General features: G+C 69.5%; 16 protein-coding genes. 8 read left to right on the top strand and 8 right to left on the bottom strand.

What is annotated here, in order from left to right; translation table 11 throughout:
- The first annotated feature begins 16 nt into the window (after positions 1-16).
- The 4 genes from ACFQ27_RS06500 (at position 17) to ACFQ27_RS06485 (ending at position 4,688) form a co-directional block, all read left to right on the top strand.
- Entirely contained in the window at positions 17-1,417 is a 1,401-nt protein-coding gene (locus ACFQ27_RS06500; protein WP_377353030.1) for an AMP-binding protein, read from the top strand.
- Between the two features lie 210 nt (positions 1,418-1,627).
- Complete coding sequence (locus tag ACFQ27_RS06495) at positions 1,628-2,926, top strand: glycosyltransferase family 4 protein (protein ID WP_377353029.1); 1,299 nt, start codon at positions 1,628-1,630, stop codon at positions 2,924-2,926.
- A complete protein-coding gene (locus ACFQ27_RS06490; protein WP_377353028.1) occupies positions 2,920-3,636 on the top strand; it encodes a class I SAM-dependent methyltransferase in 717 nt (238 codons plus the stop codon). Before ACFQ27_RS06495 ends, ACFQ27_RS06490 begins: the two co-directional genes overlap by 7 nt.
- Entirely contained in the window at positions 3,633-4,688 is a 1,056-nt protein-coding gene (locus tag ACFQ27_RS06485) for a hypothetical protein (RefSeq protein WP_374344695.1), read from the top strand. Before ACFQ27_RS06490 ends, ACFQ27_RS06485 begins: the two co-directional genes overlap by 4 nt.
- On the opposite strand, the gene ACFQ27_RS06480 is transcribed toward ACFQ27_RS06485, so the two are convergent.
- The 6 genes from ACFQ27_RS06480 to ACFQ27_RS06455 all read right to left on the bottom strand — a co-directional run bounded on the left by ACFQ27_RS06480 (position 4,685) and on the right by ACFQ27_RS06455 (position 11,724).
- Positions 4,685-5,959, bottom strand: a complete 1,275-nt coding sequence (locus ACFQ27_RS06480; RefSeq protein WP_377353027.1) for an MFS transporter — start codon at positions 5,957-5,959, stop codon at positions 4,685-4,687. The genes ACFQ27_RS06485 and ACFQ27_RS06480 overlap by 4 nt on opposite strands.
- A 271-nt stretch (positions 5,960-6,230) precedes the next feature.
- Positions 6,231-7,277, bottom strand: a complete 1,047-nt coding sequence (locus tag ACFQ27_RS06475) for a hypothetical protein (RefSeq protein WP_377353026.1) — start codon at positions 7,275-7,277, stop codon at positions 6,231-6,233.
- Positions 7,278-7,364: 87 nt separating this feature from the next.
- Positions 7,365-7,976, bottom strand: a complete 612-nt coding sequence (locus tag ACFQ27_RS06470) for a class I SAM-dependent methyltransferase (protein WP_377353025.1) — start codon at positions 7,974-7,976, stop codon at positions 7,365-7,367.
- Positions 7,977-7,989: 13 nt separating this feature from the next.
- A complete protein-coding gene (glcF, locus tag ACFQ27_RS06465; RefSeq protein ID WP_374344687.1) occupies positions 7,990-9,201 on the bottom strand; it encodes a glycolate oxidase subunit GlcF in 1,212 nt (403 codons plus the stop codon).
- Position 9,202: 1 nt separating this feature from the next.
- Positions 9,203-10,225, bottom strand: coding sequence for a glycolate oxidase subunit GlcE (gene glcE, locus ACFQ27_RS06460; protein WP_377353023.1), 1,023 nt, complete (start codon positions 10,223-10,225; stop codon positions 9,203-9,205).
- The gene (locus ACFQ27_RS06455) at positions 10,225-11,724 is read right to left on the bottom strand and encodes an FAD-linked oxidase C-terminal domain-containing protein (RefSeq protein WP_377353022.1); all 1,500 of its coding nucleotides are present in this window, start codon (positions 11,722-11,724) and stop codon (positions 10,225-10,227) included. The genes glcE and ACFQ27_RS06455 overlap by 1 nt, the downstream gene beginning before the upstream one ends.
- Before the next feature lie 105 nt (positions 11,725-11,829).
- Here ACFQ27_RS06455 and ACFQ27_RS06450 point away from each other — a divergent pair, with 105 nt between their 5' ends.
- The 3 genes from ACFQ27_RS06450 to ACFQ27_RS06440 are packed head-to-tail and all read left to right on the top strand — an operon-like array spanning position 11,830 to position 13,929.
- A complete protein-coding gene (locus ACFQ27_RS06450) occupies positions 11,830-12,600 on the top strand; it encodes an SDR family NAD(P)-dependent oxidoreductase (RefSeq protein WP_374344682.1) in 771 nt (256 codons plus the stop codon).
- Positions 12,601-12,604: 4 nt separating this feature from the next.
- Complete coding sequence (locus tag ACFQ27_RS06445) at positions 12,605-13,171, top strand: hypothetical protein (RefSeq protein WP_377353021.1); 567 nt, start codon at positions 12,605-12,607, stop codon at positions 13,169-13,171.
- A gap of 17 nt (positions 13,172-13,188) precedes the next feature.
- The gene (locus ACFQ27_RS06440) at positions 13,189-13,929 is read left to right on the top strand and encodes a dienelactone hydrolase family protein (RefSeq protein ID WP_377353020.1); all 741 of its coding nucleotides are present in this window, start codon (positions 13,189-13,191) and stop codon (positions 13,927-13,929) included.
- 38 nt (positions 13,930-13,967) lie between these two features.
- On the opposite strand, the gene ACFQ27_RS06435 is transcribed toward ACFQ27_RS06440, so the two are convergent.
- Both ACFQ27_RS06435 and ACFQ27_RS06430 read right to left on the bottom strand, forming a co-directional pair.
- Positions 13,968-14,618, bottom strand: a complete 651-nt coding sequence (locus ACFQ27_RS06435; RefSeq protein WP_377353018.1) for a glutathione S-transferase family protein — start codon at positions 14,616-14,618, stop codon at positions 13,968-13,970.
- Positions 14,619-14,860: 242 nt separating this feature from the next.
- Positions 14,861-16,117 carry a cytochrome P450 gene (locus ACFQ27_RS06430; RefSeq protein ID WP_377353016.1) on the bottom strand — a complete coding sequence of 419 codons (1,257 nt, stop codon included), beginning with the start codon at positions 16,115-16,117 and terminating at the stop codon, positions 14,861-14,863.
- A 165-nt stretch (positions 16,118-16,282) separates the two neighbouring features.
- On the opposite strand from ACFQ27_RS06430, the gene ACFQ27_RS06425 reads away from it, so the two are divergent.
- Positions 16,283-17,638, top strand: a complete 1,356-nt coding sequence (locus ACFQ27_RS06425) for an FAD/NAD(P)-binding protein (RefSeq protein ID WP_377353015.1) — start codon at positions 16,283-16,285, stop codon at positions 17,636-17,638.
- The last annotated feature ends 9 nt before the right edge of the window (positions 17,639-17,647 follow it).

Genomic DNA, 17,647 nt, shown 5'->3' with positions numbered 1-17,647 from the left:
CAACCGGGGCCACGCCATGAACCTCTACGACCTGCTCGCCAGCCGCTTTCCTGCTGACCGGACGAAGCCCTGCTTCCTGCTGCCGGACGGCTCGGCCATCAGCTATGGCGAGCTTGAGGACCGGACGGGCCGGGTCGCCGCCCTCCTGCGCGCCCGCGGCGTCCAGACCGGCGACCGCGTCGCCCTGCAGGCGCCGAAATCCCCGCAAGGGGTGATGGTCTATCTGGCGGCCCTGAAGATCGGGGCGGTCTTCCTGCCCCTGAACCAGGCCTACACGCCCAGCGAGGTGGAGTATTTCCTCACCGACGCCGAGCCGGCCGTCTTCATCACCGATCCGGTCGCCTTCGCCGGCGAGGCGCAGGGCCTGGCGCCGATCACCGAGATCACCGCGCGGGACGACGCCGACCTCGCCTCGATCATCTACACCTCGGGCACCACCGGCCGGTCCAAGGGCGCCATGCTCAGCCACGGAAACCTGGCGGCCAACGCCCTCGCCCTGCACGCCGCCTGGGGCTTCAGCCCTGACGACGTCCTGCTCCACGCCCTGCCGATCTTCCACGTCCACGGCCTGTTCGTGGCCCTGCACTGCGCCTTCCTGTCTGGCGGACCCATGGTCTGGCTGGAGAGGTACGAGGACGCGCCGGTGTTGGAGGGGCTGAGGCGCGCCACAGTGATGATGGGCGTGCCGACCTTCTACACCCGCCTGTTGGGCAATCCGGGCTTCACCCGCGACGCCGCCGCCCACATGCGGCTGTTCGTCTGCGGCTCGGCGCCTCTGCTGCCCACCACCTTCGCCGAGTTCGAGGATCGCACCGGCATGCGCATCCTCGAGCGCTACGGAATGAGCGAGGCGGTGATCATCACCACCAACCCGCTGGACGGCGACCGCATCGCCGGCAGCGTCGGCTATCCCCTGCCGGGCGTTGAGCTGCGCATTGGCGGCGGCGAGGATACCGGCGTCATCCAGATCCGCGGCCCCAGCGTGTTCGGCGGCTATTGGCGCATGCCGGAAAAGACCGCCGAGGAGTTCACCGCCGACGGCTTCTTCATCACCGGCGACGTCGGCCACCGCGACCCGGATGGCCGGGTCTGGATCAGCGGCCGGGCCAAGGACCTGATCATCTCCGGCGGCTACAACGTCTACCCCAAGGAGATCGAGCTGCTGTTCGATGAGATGGCCGGCGTTACTGAAAGCGCGGTGATCGGCGTGCCGCATCCGGACTTCGGCGAGGCGGTGGTGGCCGTCGTGATCGGCCAGGGCGACGAGACCGCCATGATCGCCGCCGCCCGCGAGAAGCTCGCCGCCTTCAAGACCCCCAAGCGTGTCTTCTTCGTCGATGAGCTCCCCCGCAACGCCATGGGCAAGGTCCAGAAGAACCTCCTGCGCGATCAGTACAAAGCGACCTTCACGAGCTAGACACGCTCATCCCGGCGAATGCCGGGACCCAGATCGTAAAGTGGTGACCGAGCCGAAGATCCCACCATCCATGCCCGTCATCTGGTTTCCGGCATTCGCCGGAATGAGCGGTGGGATTGCTGCCTCAACGACACGCATCACGGGATTTTGGCTTGGGCTGTGCCTAATCAGGGTTCAGGCCCGGGCCTCGTCTGGGCTAGAACCCACCCCATGCTGGAGACCCCGATCCTGCGCGGCGCGCCCCGCGCCCAGAGCCCGCAGCCGCGCACCGAGCGGCCTCTGCGGATCGCGTTTCTGTCCTATCGCTCCGACCCGCGTGTCGGCGGGCAGGGGGTCTATCTGGCCCAGGCGGCCCAGGCCCTGGCCCGCATTGGCCACAAGGTCACGGTGCTGTCCGGCCCGCCCTATCCTGAGCTCGCCGAGGGTGTCGACCTCGTCCAGATCCCGTCGCTGGATCTCTACAACCAGCCGCACAACGGCCACCGCGCCCTGCGCTGGCGGCACCTGACGAGCTGGACCGACACCTCGGAGTATTTCGGCCACCTGTTCGGCCGGTTCATGGAGCCGGAGACCTTCGGTCGTCGGGCGGCGAAGTACCTGAAGAAGCATCGCCGCGACTTCGACCTGGTGATCGACAACCAGTGCATCGCCTATGGCCTGCTGGACATCGAGCGCGCCGGCCTGCCGGTGGTCGGCGTCATCCACCATCCGATCCGTCGCGACCTGGAACTGGCCCTGGCCGCCGAGCCGGAGTGGGGCATGCGCGCCCTGATCCGCCAGTGGTACGGTTTCCTGAAGATGCAGGAGAAGGTCGCCCCGCGCCTCAAGGACGTGGTGGTGGTCTCCGAGGCCGCCGGGCGCGACGTCGCCCACTGCCTGGCCATCGATCCGGCCCGCATCCACCCCATCCTCTTGGGCATCGACCAGTCGGTGTTCCGCCTGCAGCCCGACATCCGCCGCCGGCCCGAGCGCCTGCTCACCACCGCCAGCGCCGATGTGCCGCTGAAGGGCCTGCGCTACCTCATCGAGGCCTACGCCATGCTGGCCGAGGCCCGGCCTGAGCTTGAACTCGTGGTCATCGGCAAGCTGCGCGAAGGCCCTACCGCTGACCTGATCGACGAGCTGGGCCTGACCAACCGCGTCCGCTTCATCCACGGCCTGACCACCGACGAGATGGTCGCCGAATACGCCAAGGCCTCGATCTGCGTGACGCCGTCGCTTTATGAGGGCTTCGGCCTGCCCGCGGCGGAGGCCATGTGCTGCGGCGCGCCGGTGGTGGTCACCGATGGCGGCGCCCTGCCGGAAGTGGTCGGTGAGGCCGGCGTCGTGGTCCGCAAGGCCGACAGCCAGGCCCTGGCCACCGCCCTGGATCAGCTGCTCGATGATCCGTCCCGGCGGGCGGCCATGAGCGAGGCGTCTCTGCGCCGCGCCCGCCAGGCCTTCGACTGGAACCGGGCGGCGATGCAGTATGACGCGGTCCTCCAGGCCGTGATGTCCCGCGCGTGCTGACCGTCCGCTTCGAAAAGCTGGGTCTGAAGCCCGGCGACTGGGTGCTCGACCTCGGCTGCGGCGAGGGACGCCATGTGCATGGCGTGCACGTGATCGGCGGGATCAATGTGGTGGGCCTGGACATGGACCTGCCGTCCCTGGCCAAGGGCCGCGAGGGCCTGTCGATGCTGCCTCGGGAGCGCGACGAGGCGGTCACCGCCTTCCTGGTCGGCGACGCCTACCGCCTGCCGTTTCCTGACGCCGCCTTCGACGCGGTCATCTGCTCCGAGGTGCTGGAGCACCTGCACCAGTACGGTGACGCCCTGGCGGAAATCCGCCGGGTGTTGAAGCCCGGCGGCGCTTTCGTGCCCACCGTGCCGCGGGCCTGGCCGGAGCGCATCTGCTGGGCGCTGGCGCCGGGGCAGGGGGGCTATGCCGACCAGCCGGGCGGCCACGTCCGCATCTTCGCCGCAGAGGCGCTAAAGGCCGACATCTCGCGTCTGGGCTTCCGGTTCCTGGGTCAGCACTTCGCCCACGGCCTGCACTCGCCCTACTGGTGGCTGAAGTGCGCCTTCTGGGGCCGCGACCATGTGCTGGTGCGGCTCTATCACCGCTTCCTGGTCTGGGACTTGATGCAGCGGCCATGGCTCACCCGCGCGCTGGAGGCCCTGGCCAACCCTATCATGGGCAAGAGCGTCGCCTTCTACTTCCGCAAAGGCCAGGCGGCGTGAGCCTGGCCCTGGCGCGCCAGGAGGGGGCGGAAGCCTTCGCGGCCCTGCGCGGCGCCTGCGACTGGATGCTGGCCTGCCAGACGCCGGACGGCGCCATCCCCTGGTTCCCTAAAGGCCCCTGGGACGCCTGGAACCACGCCGAGTGCGTGATGGCCTTGTCGGTGATGGGCGAGGCTGAGGCCGCCCGCAAAGGCCTGGACTTCCTGGCTGCGACCCAAGGCCCGGACGGCGCCTGGCTGGGCGAATACGGCAACGCCCTGCCCATGGCCGACCGCCTGACCCTATCGCGGGAAAAGGCGCCGGCCTTCAAGGACACCAACTTCATCGCCTATCCGGCCGTCGCGGTCTGGCGACAGTATCGCCTCGATGGCGACCTGAAGGCGGCGCGCCGGTACTGGCCGATGGTGCGGGCCGCCATCGACTTCGTCCTCGCCCAGCAGCACCCCGAAGGCGACATCTCCTGGGCCGCCGAGGCGCACAGCACGGAGGCGGACGACTGCGTGCTGGCCGGCGCGGCCTCGATCTTCAAGAGCCTGTCCTGCGCCATCCTGCTGGCCGAGGCGGTGGGCGAGCCGCGCCTGGACTGGCGCGCGGCCCAGGCGGCCCTGCGCCGCGCCATCCTCTGCCGGCCCGACCGCTTCGACCGCACCCAGGACCGGTCGACCTTCGCCATGGACTGGTACTACCCGATCCTGTGCGGGGTGATGCCGCAACTGGCGGCCCTGGCCCGGCTGGAGACCCGCATCCAGCGCTTCGTGGTCCCCGGTCTCGGCTGTCGCTGCGTGTCGGACCAGCCCTGGGCGACGGTGGCCGAGAGCTGCGAACTTGCCATGACCGCCATCGGCTTCGGCGCCCGCGACCGCGCCAAGACCCTGATCAGCTGGCAGGACCGCTGCCGCGACGCGGACGGCGTCTACTGGATGGGTTGGCAGTTCGAGGAACACATCGTCTGGCCGGCCGAAAAGCCGACCTGGACCCAAGCCGCCGCCATCCTGGCCACCGACGCCCTCCACCGCGCGACACCAGGCTGGGACGTGCTGGTGAAGGGCTAGACTTCCACCTGCCGCCGCACGAAGGCGAGCGCAATCAGGCTCACCGCCGCGGCGCCGCTGAGATACAGCCCCACCGGCCCAAGGCCGCCCTGGTCGGAGAGGGCCTTGGCGATGATAGGCGTCAGGCCGCCGCCCAGGATCCCGCCCACATTGAAGGCCATCGACGCCCCCGTGTAGCGCACCCGTGCCGGGAACAGGCCGGGCAGGAAGGCGCCCAGCGGGCCGTAGACCAGGCCCATCAGGAACAGGCCGATCGACAGGAAACCCCAGATCAGCAGGATCGAGCCGGACCCCATCATCGGCGCCAGCACGAAGCCCGCCGCCACGGTCGCGACGCAGCCGGCCATCAGCACCCGACGCGGGGTGGTCATGTCGGACCAGTAACCGGCCAGGATGATGCCCACGGCCATGAAGCCGATGGCGCCCAGCTGGACGCCTAAGAAGGTCTCGCGGCTGTAGCCCAGCTGGGTCGTGCCATAGCCCAGGGCAAAGGCGGTGGTCAGGTAGAAGATCGCGAAACAGGCCACCACGGCGAAGGTGCCGGCGAGCGTCGCCAGGGGATGGCGGATCAGCAGTTCGCCCAGCGGCGCCTTGGCGGGCGGCGCCTCTTCCAGGGCCTTGGCGAAGGCCGGGGTCTCCGTCAGGCGCAGGCGGATCCACAGGCCCAGGCCCACCAGCACCACCGACAGGGCGAAGGGGATACGCCAGCCCCAGGCGATAAACTGCTCCTGGGTCAGCAACAGGCCCAGCAGCAGGAACAGGCCGTTGGCGGCGATGAAGCCCACTGGCGCGCCCAGCTGCGGGAACATGCCGAACCGGGCGCGCCAGCCGGGCGGGGCGTTCTCCACCGCGAGCAGGGCCGCGCCGCCCCATTCGCCGCCCAGGCCGAAGCCCTGGCCGAACCTGAGCACGCACAGGAGCAACGGCGCCAGCCAGCCCGCCATCTCGTAGGTCGGCAGGATGGCGATCGCCACCGTGGAGCCGCCCATCAGCAGCAGTGAGGCGACCAGGGTCGACTTGCGTCCCAGCCGATCGCCGAAATGGCCGAAGAACATCGCCCCCAACGGCCGGGCGAAGAAGGCCAGGGCGAAGGTCGCATACGCGCTCATCAGCTGGGCCGAGGCCGAGCTGGCCGGGAAGAACAGCTTGCCGAACACCAGCGAGGCGGCGGTCGCATAGATGTAGAAGTCGTAGAACTCCACCGCCGTGCCGATCAGGCTGGCGGCCAGGATGCGGCGCGTCGAGGCGGCAGGCTGGGCGGTGTCGGTCATGCAAGTCCCCCGGAATGTCCGTCCACGCTTGGCGGACCCACGCCGGAGGGTCAAGCAGACCTAGCCTCGCTCATCCCCGCCAGGTCAGAAGATTCAAACCACGAAAAACACGAACGGCTCCCGCGCTCCCACCGCTCATCCCGGCGAACGCCGGGAACCAGGTGACGGGCGCCGAGCCCTACGATCTGGACCCCGGCCATTGCCGGGGTGAGCGGATTGCACAGAGCCGTTCGTGTTTTTCGTGCTTCAAAACTACGGCAGCGGCCGAGCCCTACCGGATCTTCAGCGACACCAGCACCAGCAGGGAGGTGATCCCCACCTGCAGGATGATGAAGCGCACCAGCACCTGGGCGTTGGACCAGCCCATTTCCTTGCGGAAGTGGTCATGCAGCGGGAAGCGCACATTGGGGAAGATGCGCAGGCCGACCAGGCGGATCAGCGCCACCTTCACCAGGCCCGTGGCGCCGTTCAGCAGCAGCACCGGGCCGATGATCACGATGAACAGTGGATTGTTGGTGGCCAGCACCAGCATGCCGATCAACAGGCCCAGCGGCCGCGAGCCGGCATCGCCCATCAGGAGCGCGCTGGGCGGGGCGTTGTGCCAGAGATAGCCGGCCAGGCATCCCACCATCAGCAGGGCGTAGATCGACCACTCCGCGCCCTGCGGGTTGAACACCACGCGCAGATGCTGAGACACCGGGGCGTTGCCGAGGATGGCGTAGAGCAGGCCGCCCAGCATCAGGATCGCAAAGCCGGACAGGCTGCCCGACACCCCGTCCACCCCGTCGGAGCAGTTGGTGGCGTTGATCGACAGCCAAACCACGGCCGCGCCCAGGGGGATGGAGATGAAGGCTGGGACGATCAGGGTCTCGCGCCAGATCGGCAGCCACAGCGAGACCGGATGGAAGCCATAGATGGCGCAGGCCGCGCCCAGGGCCAGCACCGCGTCCAGGCTGCCCAGGGTCAGTTCCGACAGCCCGCCGCGCTTGTCGTCGATGTAGCCGATGACGGTCGCCGCCAGCATCAGCGGAATGGTCAGCATCGGCGCCGAGCCGAGCGGCAGGAACAGCAGGGCCATCAGGCAGAACAGGCTGACGAAGAACAGGCCCGCGCCCACCGGCTTGCCGACGCTGGCCTCGGCGTTGACCGCAAAGGCCCGGCCGCCGTCGCGGGGCAGCCACTTGGTGATCCTGGGCAGCATCACGAAGGTGATGGCGGCGCAGACGGCGAAGCCGAGCGAGGCCATGAAGAAGTACGACCCGAACAGCCGCGAGGGGCCGAACCAGGGAGCGGCCAGGGAGGCGATCCAGCTGAGCAAGGGAAGTCCTAGAATCGAGCGCCGGGGCGCGGGATGGTGAAGTCGCGTCTTAGCCTGTTTCTGCGGGCGCGCGAAGGATCGGTCGCCCTAAAGTCTGCGCAGAATTCGCAGGCTCTTGACGGCCAGAACCTCCTCGAACAGGTCGGAGGCCATGGCCCGCCGATAGATCTCGAAGGGCGGCCGCCCGCCATCGGCCGGGTCGGGGAAAACGTCGTGGATCGCCAGGATCCCGCCGGGCATGAGGTGGGGCGTCCAGCCGCGATAGTCGCCCAGAGCGGCCTCCATCGTGTGGCCCCCGTCGATGAAGACGAAGCTTAAGGGCGTCGCCCAGGCTTTTGAAATCAGGACCGATTTGCCCACCAGGGCGACCACCGTATCCTCCAGCCCGGCCCGCCGCAGGGTCTTGCGGAAATGGGGCAGGGTGTCCAGGGATCCGGCTTCCGCGTCCCAAAGGCTCTGGTCAAAATACTCCCAGCCCGGCTGGTTCTCTTCCGAGCCGCGGTGGTGATCCAGGGCGTAGAAGACCTGCTCCGCCGCCTTGAACGCCGCCCCGATATAGACCGACGACTTGCCGCAATAGGACCCGATCTCCAGCCCCGGTCCCCTGGGCGCGCACGCCGCCGCCGCCGCATGCAAGGCGGCGCCCTCGGCGGGGTGGAGGAAGCCTTTGACGGTGTCGATGTCGAGGGGCAGTTGCATGGAGATCCTGGTTCTAGGGCCGCGTCACCTCGTCCACGGCCTCAAGCCAGTGGCGCACAGGGGCCTCGCCGCCAGTCGCCAGATGGGTCCAGCAGCCGATGTTGGCGGTGTAGATGGCCGCCGGCGCCGAGGCGTTGAGCGCGGCGAGCTTGTTGGCTTTCAGCTGGTTCGACAACTCCGGCTGCAACAGCGAATAGGCGCCGGCCGAGCCGCAGCAGAGGTGGGCGTCGGCCACCGCCTGGGGGTCATAGCCCAGCCGGCGCAGTAGGGCTGGGATCTTGCCGGTCAGCTTCAGGCCATGTTGCAGGGTGCAGGGCTCGTGCACCGCGATCTTCGGATCGGCCGGGGCGCGGAGGGGCTTCAGGTCCAGCTCGGCCAGCACCTCGATGGGGTCCCGGACCATCGCCGCCAGCCTTGAGGCGCGGTCCGCATAGGCGGGATCGTCGCGCAGGAGGTCGGGATAATCCTTCAGGAAGGCGGCGCAACCGCTTGAATTGACGAGGATCGCCTCGGCGCCGGCCTCGACAAGCGACCACCAGGCGTCGACATTGGCGCGGGCCGCGACGCGGGCCTCGTCCTCGGCGTCGAGGTGGAAGTGCAGGGCGCCGCAACAGCCGGCCAGCCGGGCCTCGACCAGGCTGACGCCGGCCCGATCCAGGATGCGCGCCATCGTGGCGTTGAAATGCGGCGCGCTGGCCTTCTGCACGCAGCCGCCCAGCATGATCATCTTCCGCGCCCGGGTCGGCGCGGGCGTCGCACCAGCCTCGACCTTGGGAGGCAGCTTAGTCTTGAGGGCCGCGGGCAACGGGACGGCGCGCCCCAGCGCCGTCGCCAGCCGGAACAGGCCGGGGTTGGAGGCGAGCCTGCGCACGCCCCAGCGCTTCAGCCGCTCCAGCGGCCGGCGGCCCACCTGGCCGGCGATCTCGGCGCGGGCGATGTCCAGCAGGCGGTGGTACTGCACCCCGGACGGGCAGGTGGTCTCGCAGGCCCGGCAGCTCAGGCAGCGGTCCAGGTGCTTCAGCGTCGTCGCGCTGGGCGCCGCGCCCTCCAGCGCCTGCTTCATCAGGTAGATGCGCCCACGCGGGCCGTCGCGCTCGTCGCCGGTCAGCTGGTAGGTGGGGCAGGTGGCGTTGCACATGCCGCAGTGGACGCAGGCCTTCAGGGCCTGTTCCGCGATCGCCCCGCCCGAGGTCCCGGCCAGTCGGCCCGTGATCACCGTGCGCATCTCAAAGCCCCTCGTGCATCCGGCCGGGATTCAAGATCCCCGCCGGGTCCAGCGCCGCCTTGATCCGCTGGTGCAGCTTGAAAAGGGCAGGCTCAAGCGGCTGGAACACCTGGTCTTTTCCGCCGCGTATCAGGGTCGCGTGACCGCCCGCCGCCGCGGCCTTGGTCCAGACCTGCGGATCTGCCGCCTCGGCCGAGAGCCACACCTGGCCGCCGCCCCAGTCCCAGGCCAGGCGGCCCTCAAGCGCGGGAATGTCCGCGGTCTGCGGCAGGGCGATGCGCCACAGCACCGGCCCGGCCAGGGCCGGGTGCTTCAGGTCGCGCAACACGCTCCACAGCTCCAGCCCCTCGGCCTCGCCGCCCAGCTCCGCCGCGGCCTGCGAAACCGCCGCCTCGCCGCCGGACAGGCGCAGGTGCAGCCGCTCGCCGTCATGGAAGGCGCCGGACAGGGGCAGGGGGCGGACCATCAATCCGGTCACCCAGTCCCGCGCCGGCCCGCCGGCCATATCGAAGGCCAGGCTCACCTCGACCCGCGGCCGGGGCGTGACCCGCAGCGACACGTCCAGGATCACGCCCAGCGTCCCGTGCGCGCCCGACATCAGCCGGAAGGCGTCGAAGCCGGCGACGTTCTTGAACACCGTGCCGCCGAAGCGCAGCACATCGCCGCGACCGTCCAGCACCCGCACGCCCAGCACATAGTCCCGCACCGCCCCGGTGAACGGCCGCCGCGGCCCGGCGAGCCCTGTCGCCACCGCCCCGCCCAGGGTGCCAAAGGCCGGCGGCTCGAAGGCCAGCATCTGGCCGTGCGCGGCGATGGCGGCCTCGATCTCGGCGAGCGGCGTGCCGGCCCGGGCGGTGACCACCAGTTCGCTGGGGTCATAGTCGACGATCCCGCTGTGCCCGGTGAGGTCCAGCACCTCGCCCACCACCGCCCGGCCGTACCAGGCCTTGGTCCCGGCCCCGGCGATGCGCAAGGGGCCTGTCGCGGCCCTCACGCGGTCCGCGATCTCCTGGGTCAGGTCCATCAGAACCGCTCCAGCTCGGGATGCGGCAGCTGGCCGGCGTGGACGTGCATGTGGCCGTACTCGGCGCAGCGGGCCAGGCTCGGGATCGCCTTGCCGGGATTGAGCAGGCCGTCCGGGTCAAACGCCGCCTTCAGGGCGAAGAAGGCGTCGCGCTCAGCGTCGCCGTACTGCGAGCACATCTGGTTGATCTTCTCGCGGCCCACCCCGTGCTCGCCGGTGATCGAGCCGCCGACGGCCACGCACAGCTCCAGGATCTCGCCGCCCAGGGCCTCGGCCTTCTCCAGGTCGCCGGGCTTGCCGGCGTCATAGAGGATCAGCGGGTGAAGATTGCCGTCGCCGGCATGGAACACATTGGCCACGCCCAGGCCGTGGCCCTCCGCCAGCTCGCCGATCTGGGTCAGGACCTTGGGCAGGGACCGGCGCGGAATGGTGCCGTCGATGCAGTAATAGTCCGGCGCGAGCCGTCCGACCGCGGGGAAGGCCCCCTTGCGCCCAGCCCAGAACCGTTTGCGCTCGTCCTCGTCGCGGGCGATCCGCACCTCCGAGGCGCCGCTGCGGGTCAGGAGCGCGGTGACCCGGGCGATCTCCTCCTCGACATCCGCCGCCACCCCGTCGAGCTCGCACAGCAGGATCGCCGCCGCCGACTTGGGATAGCCGGCGTGGGCGAAGTCCTCGGCCGCGCGCAGGGCCGGGCCGTCCATCATTTCCAGGCCCGCCGGCACGATGCCCGCGGCCATGATGTCGGCCACGGCCTGGGCCGCCGTCTCCACCTCATCGAAACAGGCCATCAGCACCTTGGCCACCTCGGGCAGGGGGACCAGCTTGACCAGCACCTCGGTGACCACGCCGAGCAGCCCTTCCGAGCCGGTCATCAGCGCCATCAGGTCATAGCCGGCGGCGTCCAGGGCGCCTGAGCCGATGGTCAGCAGGTCGCCCTCAATGGTCACCACCTCGAGCTTGAGGATGTTGTGCACGGTCAGGCCGTACTTCAGGCAGTGCACCCCGCCGGCGTTCTCCGCGACATTGCCGCCGATGGAACAGGCGATCTGCGACGAGGGATCCGGCGCATAGAACAGGCCCAGCGGCGCCGCGGCCTCGGAAATCGCCAGGTTCCGCACCCCCGGCTGCACCCGCGCGGTGCGCGAGCGGGCGTCCATCGACAGGATGCGGTTGAACTTGGCCATCGAGACCAGCACGCAGCCGGGGAAGGGCAGGGCGCCGCCCGACAGGCCGGTGCCCGCGCCGCGCGCCACCACCGGGACCTTCAGCTTCGAACAGGTCGCCATCACCGCGCGGACCTGGTCGGTCGTCTCCGGCATCACCACACAGGCGGGCAGGGACCGATAGGCCGCCAGGCCGTCGCTCTCAAAGGCCCGCAGAGACTCCACGTCCGCCACGAACCCGCCCGGCGGCAACAGGGGGCTGAGCGCGGCCCTCAGGGTCTCCACGCCCATGGGGGCGAAGTCTCCATCCAGGCGGGCTTCGAACTGGTCGAGCATGAAGGAATTCCGGCGCGTGTCTCGAACAGGTGTTTAGCGCGCCCGGCCGGTTCGGCTACAAGGCTTTCAACAACGAACGCCAAATCATTCGGGAGAGATCGGGCCATGGACCTTCAGCTCAAGGGCAAGACCGCCATCGTCACCGGCGCCACGCGCGGCATCGGCCGGGCCATCGCCGACCTGTTCGCCGACGAGGGCGCCAATGTCGCCATCTGCGCCCGCAAGGCCGATGAGGTGGGCGCCGCCGTCGCCGCCCTGCAGGCCAAGGGCGTTAAGGCCTTCGGCCAGGTGGTCGACATCGCTGACGCCGACTCGCTCAAGGGCTTCATCGAGGCCTCCGCCATGGAGCTGGGCGGGATCGACGTCCTGGTCTCCAACGCCTCGGCCCTGGTCCAGGGCGTCCAGCCGTCGGACTGGAAGGCGATGTTCGATATCGACCTGATGGGCGCTGTGAACAGCTTCACCGCCGCCCGGCCCTTCCTCGAGAAGGCCGGCGCCGAGAAGGGTGACGCCGCTTTCCTGATCACGGCCTCGGTCTCCGCCGCCGAGACCCAGAACGCCTCGTCCTATGGCGCCATGAAGGCGGCGCTGATCCACTACGCCCACGGCCTGGCCCGCGAGGGCGCGCCCAAGCACGTCCGCTGCAACGTCATCTCGCCCGGCACCGTCTATTTCGACGATGGCGTCTGGGGCCGGGTGAAGCAGGGCATGCCCGGCTTCTTCGACCAGATGATCGCCCGCAACCCGATGGGCCGCATGGCCACCCCGGAAGAGGTCGCCGCGGCCACCGTCTTCCTGGCCAGCCCGCGCTCGTCCTTCACCACCGGCATCAACATGCTGGTCGACGGCGCCATCGCCGCCCGCGTGAACTACTAGGGCGATGGCCTGGCGCTACTTCCAGGTCGAGCTTGGCCGGGCGCGTGCCGCCCAGGCCGAGCTCGCCGCCTTCCTGCGGCGCACCGACGGTCCGCTTGCGGTCTGGGCGCCGGTGCTGGGCTTCGCCTCCAACACCGCCCTGGTGCTGCTGCCCCCGGATCATCGCACCGATGTCCTGGGCGCGCCCGGCGTGGTGGGAGGGGAGGCGCACGACCTCGAACCCACCCTGCGCCCGACAGCGGCGGAGCCGCCGCCGGCTGGCGGGATCTACGTCCACAACTGGTTCACGGTGGACGCCGAGGGGGCGGACGAGTTTGTCCGGTTGTCCGGCGAGGCCTGGCCCGACTTCGAGACCCGGTTCGAGGCCCGAATCTACGGCCTGTTCCTCGCCGCCGAGTCCGAGGCGGACCTCGCCGCCGGCCAGCGCCGCCTACTGCTCATGACCCGCTACCGGGACCTGGGCGAGTGGCAAAAGAGCCGCGATCCCACCACCGACGCCTGGGCGACCTTCCTGCGCCGCCGCGAGCTGACCCGCGTCTCGCTCGCCCGCGCCTGCGCCCTGATCCCCTGAGAGACAGGAGTTCCGCCATGATCGAACACCAGCTCGACATCCCGACGAAGGACGGCGCCACCACCACCTTCATCGTCCATCCCGACCGCGATGGGCCGCATCCGACCATCCTGTTCTTCATGGACGCCCCGGCGATCCGCGAGGAACTGCGCGACATGGCCCGGCGCCTGGCCACCGCCGGCTACTACGTCATGCTGCCCAACCTCTATTACCGCTCTGGCGTCATGGAGCTGGGGCCCCTGCCGGTCGATCCGAACGATCCGGCCCGTCAGACCATGATGGACCTGATGTACTCCCTGACCATCGACAAGGTCATGGACGACGCCGACGCCATGCTGGCCTATGCGGCCAAGGACCCGGCGGCGGATGTGCGGCAAGTGGGCTGCCTCGGCTACTGCATGAGCGGCCAGTACGCGATCAACTGCGCCGCCCGCCACCCCGACATGGTCAAGGCGGCGGCTTCGCTCTACGGGACCTATCTGGTCACCGACAAGTCTGACAGCCCGCACCTGGTGGCCGCCAAGGCCCGGGCCGAACTTTACTTCGCCTGCGCCGAGACGGACCGCTGGGCGCCGATGGAGATGGTCGAGGAACTCAGCCAGGCCCTGGCCGCCAACCCGGCCATCAACGCCGAGGTGGAGATCTATCCCGGCGTCGAACACGGCTTCGCCTTCCCCCAGCGCATGGCCTACGACAAGCCTGCCGCCGAACAGCACTGGGCCCGCCTGAACGCCCTGTTCCGCCGCAATCTGGGCTGATCGCTTCCCGTCTCCCGCAATGGGAGACGGAAGACAGGTCATCCCGCCCGCAGCCCGTCCGCCGCCGCAAAGTGCGCCATCTGGTCCGCGTGCGCCTTGCGGAAGGCCGGCCGCGCCGTCGCGCGGTCGACATAGGCCTTGCAGGCGGGGTGGGCTGAAAGTCCGCCCAGGCGGTCCGCCAGCCGCAGGGCGTCAGCCGTCATGATGTCTGCGGCGGAGAAGGCGCCGGCCAGCCAGTCGCGCGACGCCACCACGGCCTCCAGCCGGTCCAGCCGCTGCTGCAGATGGCCTGCGAAGATGCTCATCGCGCCGCTGTCCTTCTCCGGCGACAGGGACAGGATGAACCAGGGCATGATGGCGGGCTCCATGGAGTTCACCGCCGCGAAGAGCCAGCTCACCGCATCGGCCCGCGCCTTGGGATCGGCCGGCAGCAGCCGGTCGCTCTTGCTGGCGATGTGCAGCACGATCGCCCCGCTCTCGAAATAGTTGACCCCGCTGTCGGTCAGCCAGGGGACCTGGTTGAAGGGCTGGTGCGCCAGCATGTCCGCCGGGCGGTTGTCGAAGGGGGTGTAGGCCATCCGATAGGGCAGGCCGGCTTCTTCCAGCGCCCATCTCGCCCGCAGGTCCCGCACATAGCCGCGCGGAAACTCCGGGACCCAGTCATAGGTGGTCAGAACCAGCTCGCCCATCGTCATCCTCCTTGGATCATGTTCCTGATCCAAGGACGTGCGGTCGAGCAGAATCCGACATCAGCAGACCGCCCCTTCTCCCCTTGCGGGAGAAGGTGGCCTGGCGGAGCCAGGTCGGATGAGGGGTTGCGGAGAATTGGCCGGGCTTGCACCCGCAGGGCCGAACGGAGAGGGGAGCGAGACCCCTCATCCGTCGGCTACGCCGACACCTTCTCCCGCAAGGGGAGAAGGGGCGCTCAGTCTCAGTTCTTCGCCGGGATCACGACCTTCATGCGCTCATAGCCCTTCACGAAGGTGGACCACGACCGCTTGGGCTCTTCGACCACCCGCACTTCGGGGAAGCGCTTCAGGATCTCTTCCCAGATGATCCGCAGCTGCAGCTCGGCCAGGCGGTTGCCCACGCAGCGGTGGATGCCGAAGCCGAAGGACAGGTGCTGGCGGGGACGCTCGCGGTCGATGATGTAGGCTTCCGGGTTGGCGATCACCTCGTCGTCGCGGTTGCCCGAGACGTACCACATGACGACCTTTTCGCCCTTCTTGATGGTCTTGCCGCCCAGGTCGAAGTCGCGGGTGGCGATCCGGCGCATGTGGGCCAGCGGCGTCTGCCAGCGGATGGTCTCGGAGACCATCGACGGGATCAGGTCCGGATTGGCGCGCAGCATGGCGTACTGGTCCGGGTTCTTGTTCAGCGCGTAGACCGACCCGGAGATGGTGTTGCGGGTGGTGTCATTGCCGCCGACGGTCAGCAGCACGACGTTGCCGAAGTACTCCCGCGGCGACATGTTCTTGGTCGCCTCGCCATGGGCCAGCATGGAGATCAGGTCGCCGGTCGGCGGCGCGTTGACCCGCTGGTTCCACAGCTCGGTGAAGTAGGCGTGGTACTCGACGAAGATCTGCATCTTCTGCTCGATCGTGTCGATCAGGCCCTGGCCCGGCGCCGCGGTCACCACGTCTGACCAGTAGGTCAGCTTGCGCCGGTCCTTCTGGTCCATGCCGAACAGGGTGGCCAGGGTCATGGCCGTCAGTTCCATCGAGACCTTGTCGACCCAGTCGAACTCCTCGCCGATCGGCAGGCCGTCCAGGATGCCGGCCGCGCGCTCGCGGATCAGCGGCTCCAGCTTGGCCAGGTTGTGCGGGGCGACGATGGGGCTGACCGTCTTACGCTGCTCATCGTGGCGCGGCGGGTCCATGGCGATGAACATCGGCAGGGGGCCTTCGCCGGCGTCCTGGTTGGCGATGGTGATGCCGCCCTCGGAGGAGAAGACCTCGTGGTTCGTGTCCACGGCCATGATGTCGTTGTACTTGGTGATCGACCAGTACGGGCCGAACTCATGCTCGGCGGTGTAGTGGACCGGGTCTTCCTTGCGCAGGCGTTCAAACATCGCCCAGTGCGCGTCGGCCTGGAACAGTTCCGGCTGGGCCGGGTTCAGCTGGTCGAGCGGGGTGGCGTAGATCTGGGCCCGCAGGTCGTTCTTCAGGTCGACATTGCCGTCGCTCATGGCGCGTTCCTCTCCGTTGTACCCACTGGCCTAAGCCGAAGCTGACGGAGGCGTCAACTTAATCGATGCCGCAGGGTAGCCCAGGACGGGCGAAAGCGGATTGCCTTTAAATCCGATCAAAATTATGGGAATAAAGGTCGCCACCCTCCAAGCTTAGGTTTCCCAATGACCCAGCGCCCCACTGTCGTGATCATTGGCGCGGGCTTCAGCGGGCTGCTCACCGCCCTGCACCTGGCCGCCCAGCCGGACGGGCCGCGGGTGCGGCTGATCGAGCGGGCAGGGCGTTTCGGGCGCGGCACAGCCTATTCCACGGCCAATCCGGACCATCTGCTCAATGTCCGGGTCGCGAACATGAGCGCCTTTCCGGACCAGCCCGACCACTTCACCGGCTGGCTGGCGCGCCACGGCGGCTGGAGCTCCCAAGGCGGCTTCGTCACCCGCGGTGTCTATGGGGATTATCTGCAGGACCTGCTGCGCGAGGCCCTCGAGACCGTCGGCGCGGATCGCCTGCTGCTCGAGCAGGATGAGGCGGTGGAGATCCATCGTGCGCCGGCCGGGGGGTGGCGCGTGCGGCTGGCCCTGGGCCGCGAGCTTGAGGCGGACGCCGTGGTGCTGGCGGCCGGCGTTCTGAAGCCCGCGGCGCCCGCCGGGCTGGACCCGGCGCTCCTGGCCTCGCCCCGCTATCGCGCCGATCCCTGGGCGGCGGCGGACGACCTCCCGGCCGACGCCCTCGACGTGCTGCTGATCGGGTCCGGCATGACCATGGTCGATGTGGCCCTCAGCCTGGCGACGCCGGATCGCCGCCTGCGGGCGATTTCGCGCCGGGGCCTGTCGCCCCGGGCCCATGCCCCGGTCGCCAGCCGCCCGCCCGAGGCCCCGCCGTCGGGCAGTCCGCGCGCCCTCTTGGCCTGGGTGCGGGCGCGGGCGGAGGAGGCTGACTGGCGCGAGGCGGTGGATGACCTGCGGCCCCATGTGCGCAGGATCTGGCAGGGCTGGAGCCCGCGCGAGCGCGGCGCCTTCCTGCGCCATGTCCGGCCCTGGTGGGATGTGCACCGCCATCGCCTGGCGCCCAGCGTGGCGCGGCAGCTGGCCGCCATGACCCGCACCCGGGACCTGACGGTTCGGGCCGGCGAGATCGTCAGCCTCTCCCCCGTGGGCGACCGGATCGAGGTGATGTGGCGGCCGAGGGGCGGCCAGGCCCTCCGGCGCCTGACCGTGGGCGCGGTGGTCAATTGCAGCGGCGTGCGGGGCGATATCCGCCAGACCGGCGACCGCCTGCTGCGCCGGCTGCTGGACCAGGGCCTGATCCGCGGGGACGCCTTGCGCCTGGGTCTGGAGGTCGACGCCGCCTCTCGACCGATGGACCGGGAGGGGCTGGTGCATGACGGCTTCTACGCGGTCGGCCCGCTCACCCGCGGCGGGGTGTGGGAGAACACCGCCGTTCCCGACATCCGCCTGCAGGCCGCCGACGTCGCCGCCCACCTCGCAGACGCGCTCCGCAGCGACAAAAAGGCAGCCTAAACAAAGCCC

Source organism: Phenylobacterium conjunctum (genome assembly GCF_042679085.1).
GTDB classification, from domain to species: domain Bacteria; phylum Pseudomonadota; class Alphaproteobacteria; order Caulobacterales; family Caulobacteraceae; genus Phenylobacterium; species Phenylobacterium conjunctum.
This window is presented reverse-complemented; position numbering and strand designations above follow the sequence as displayed.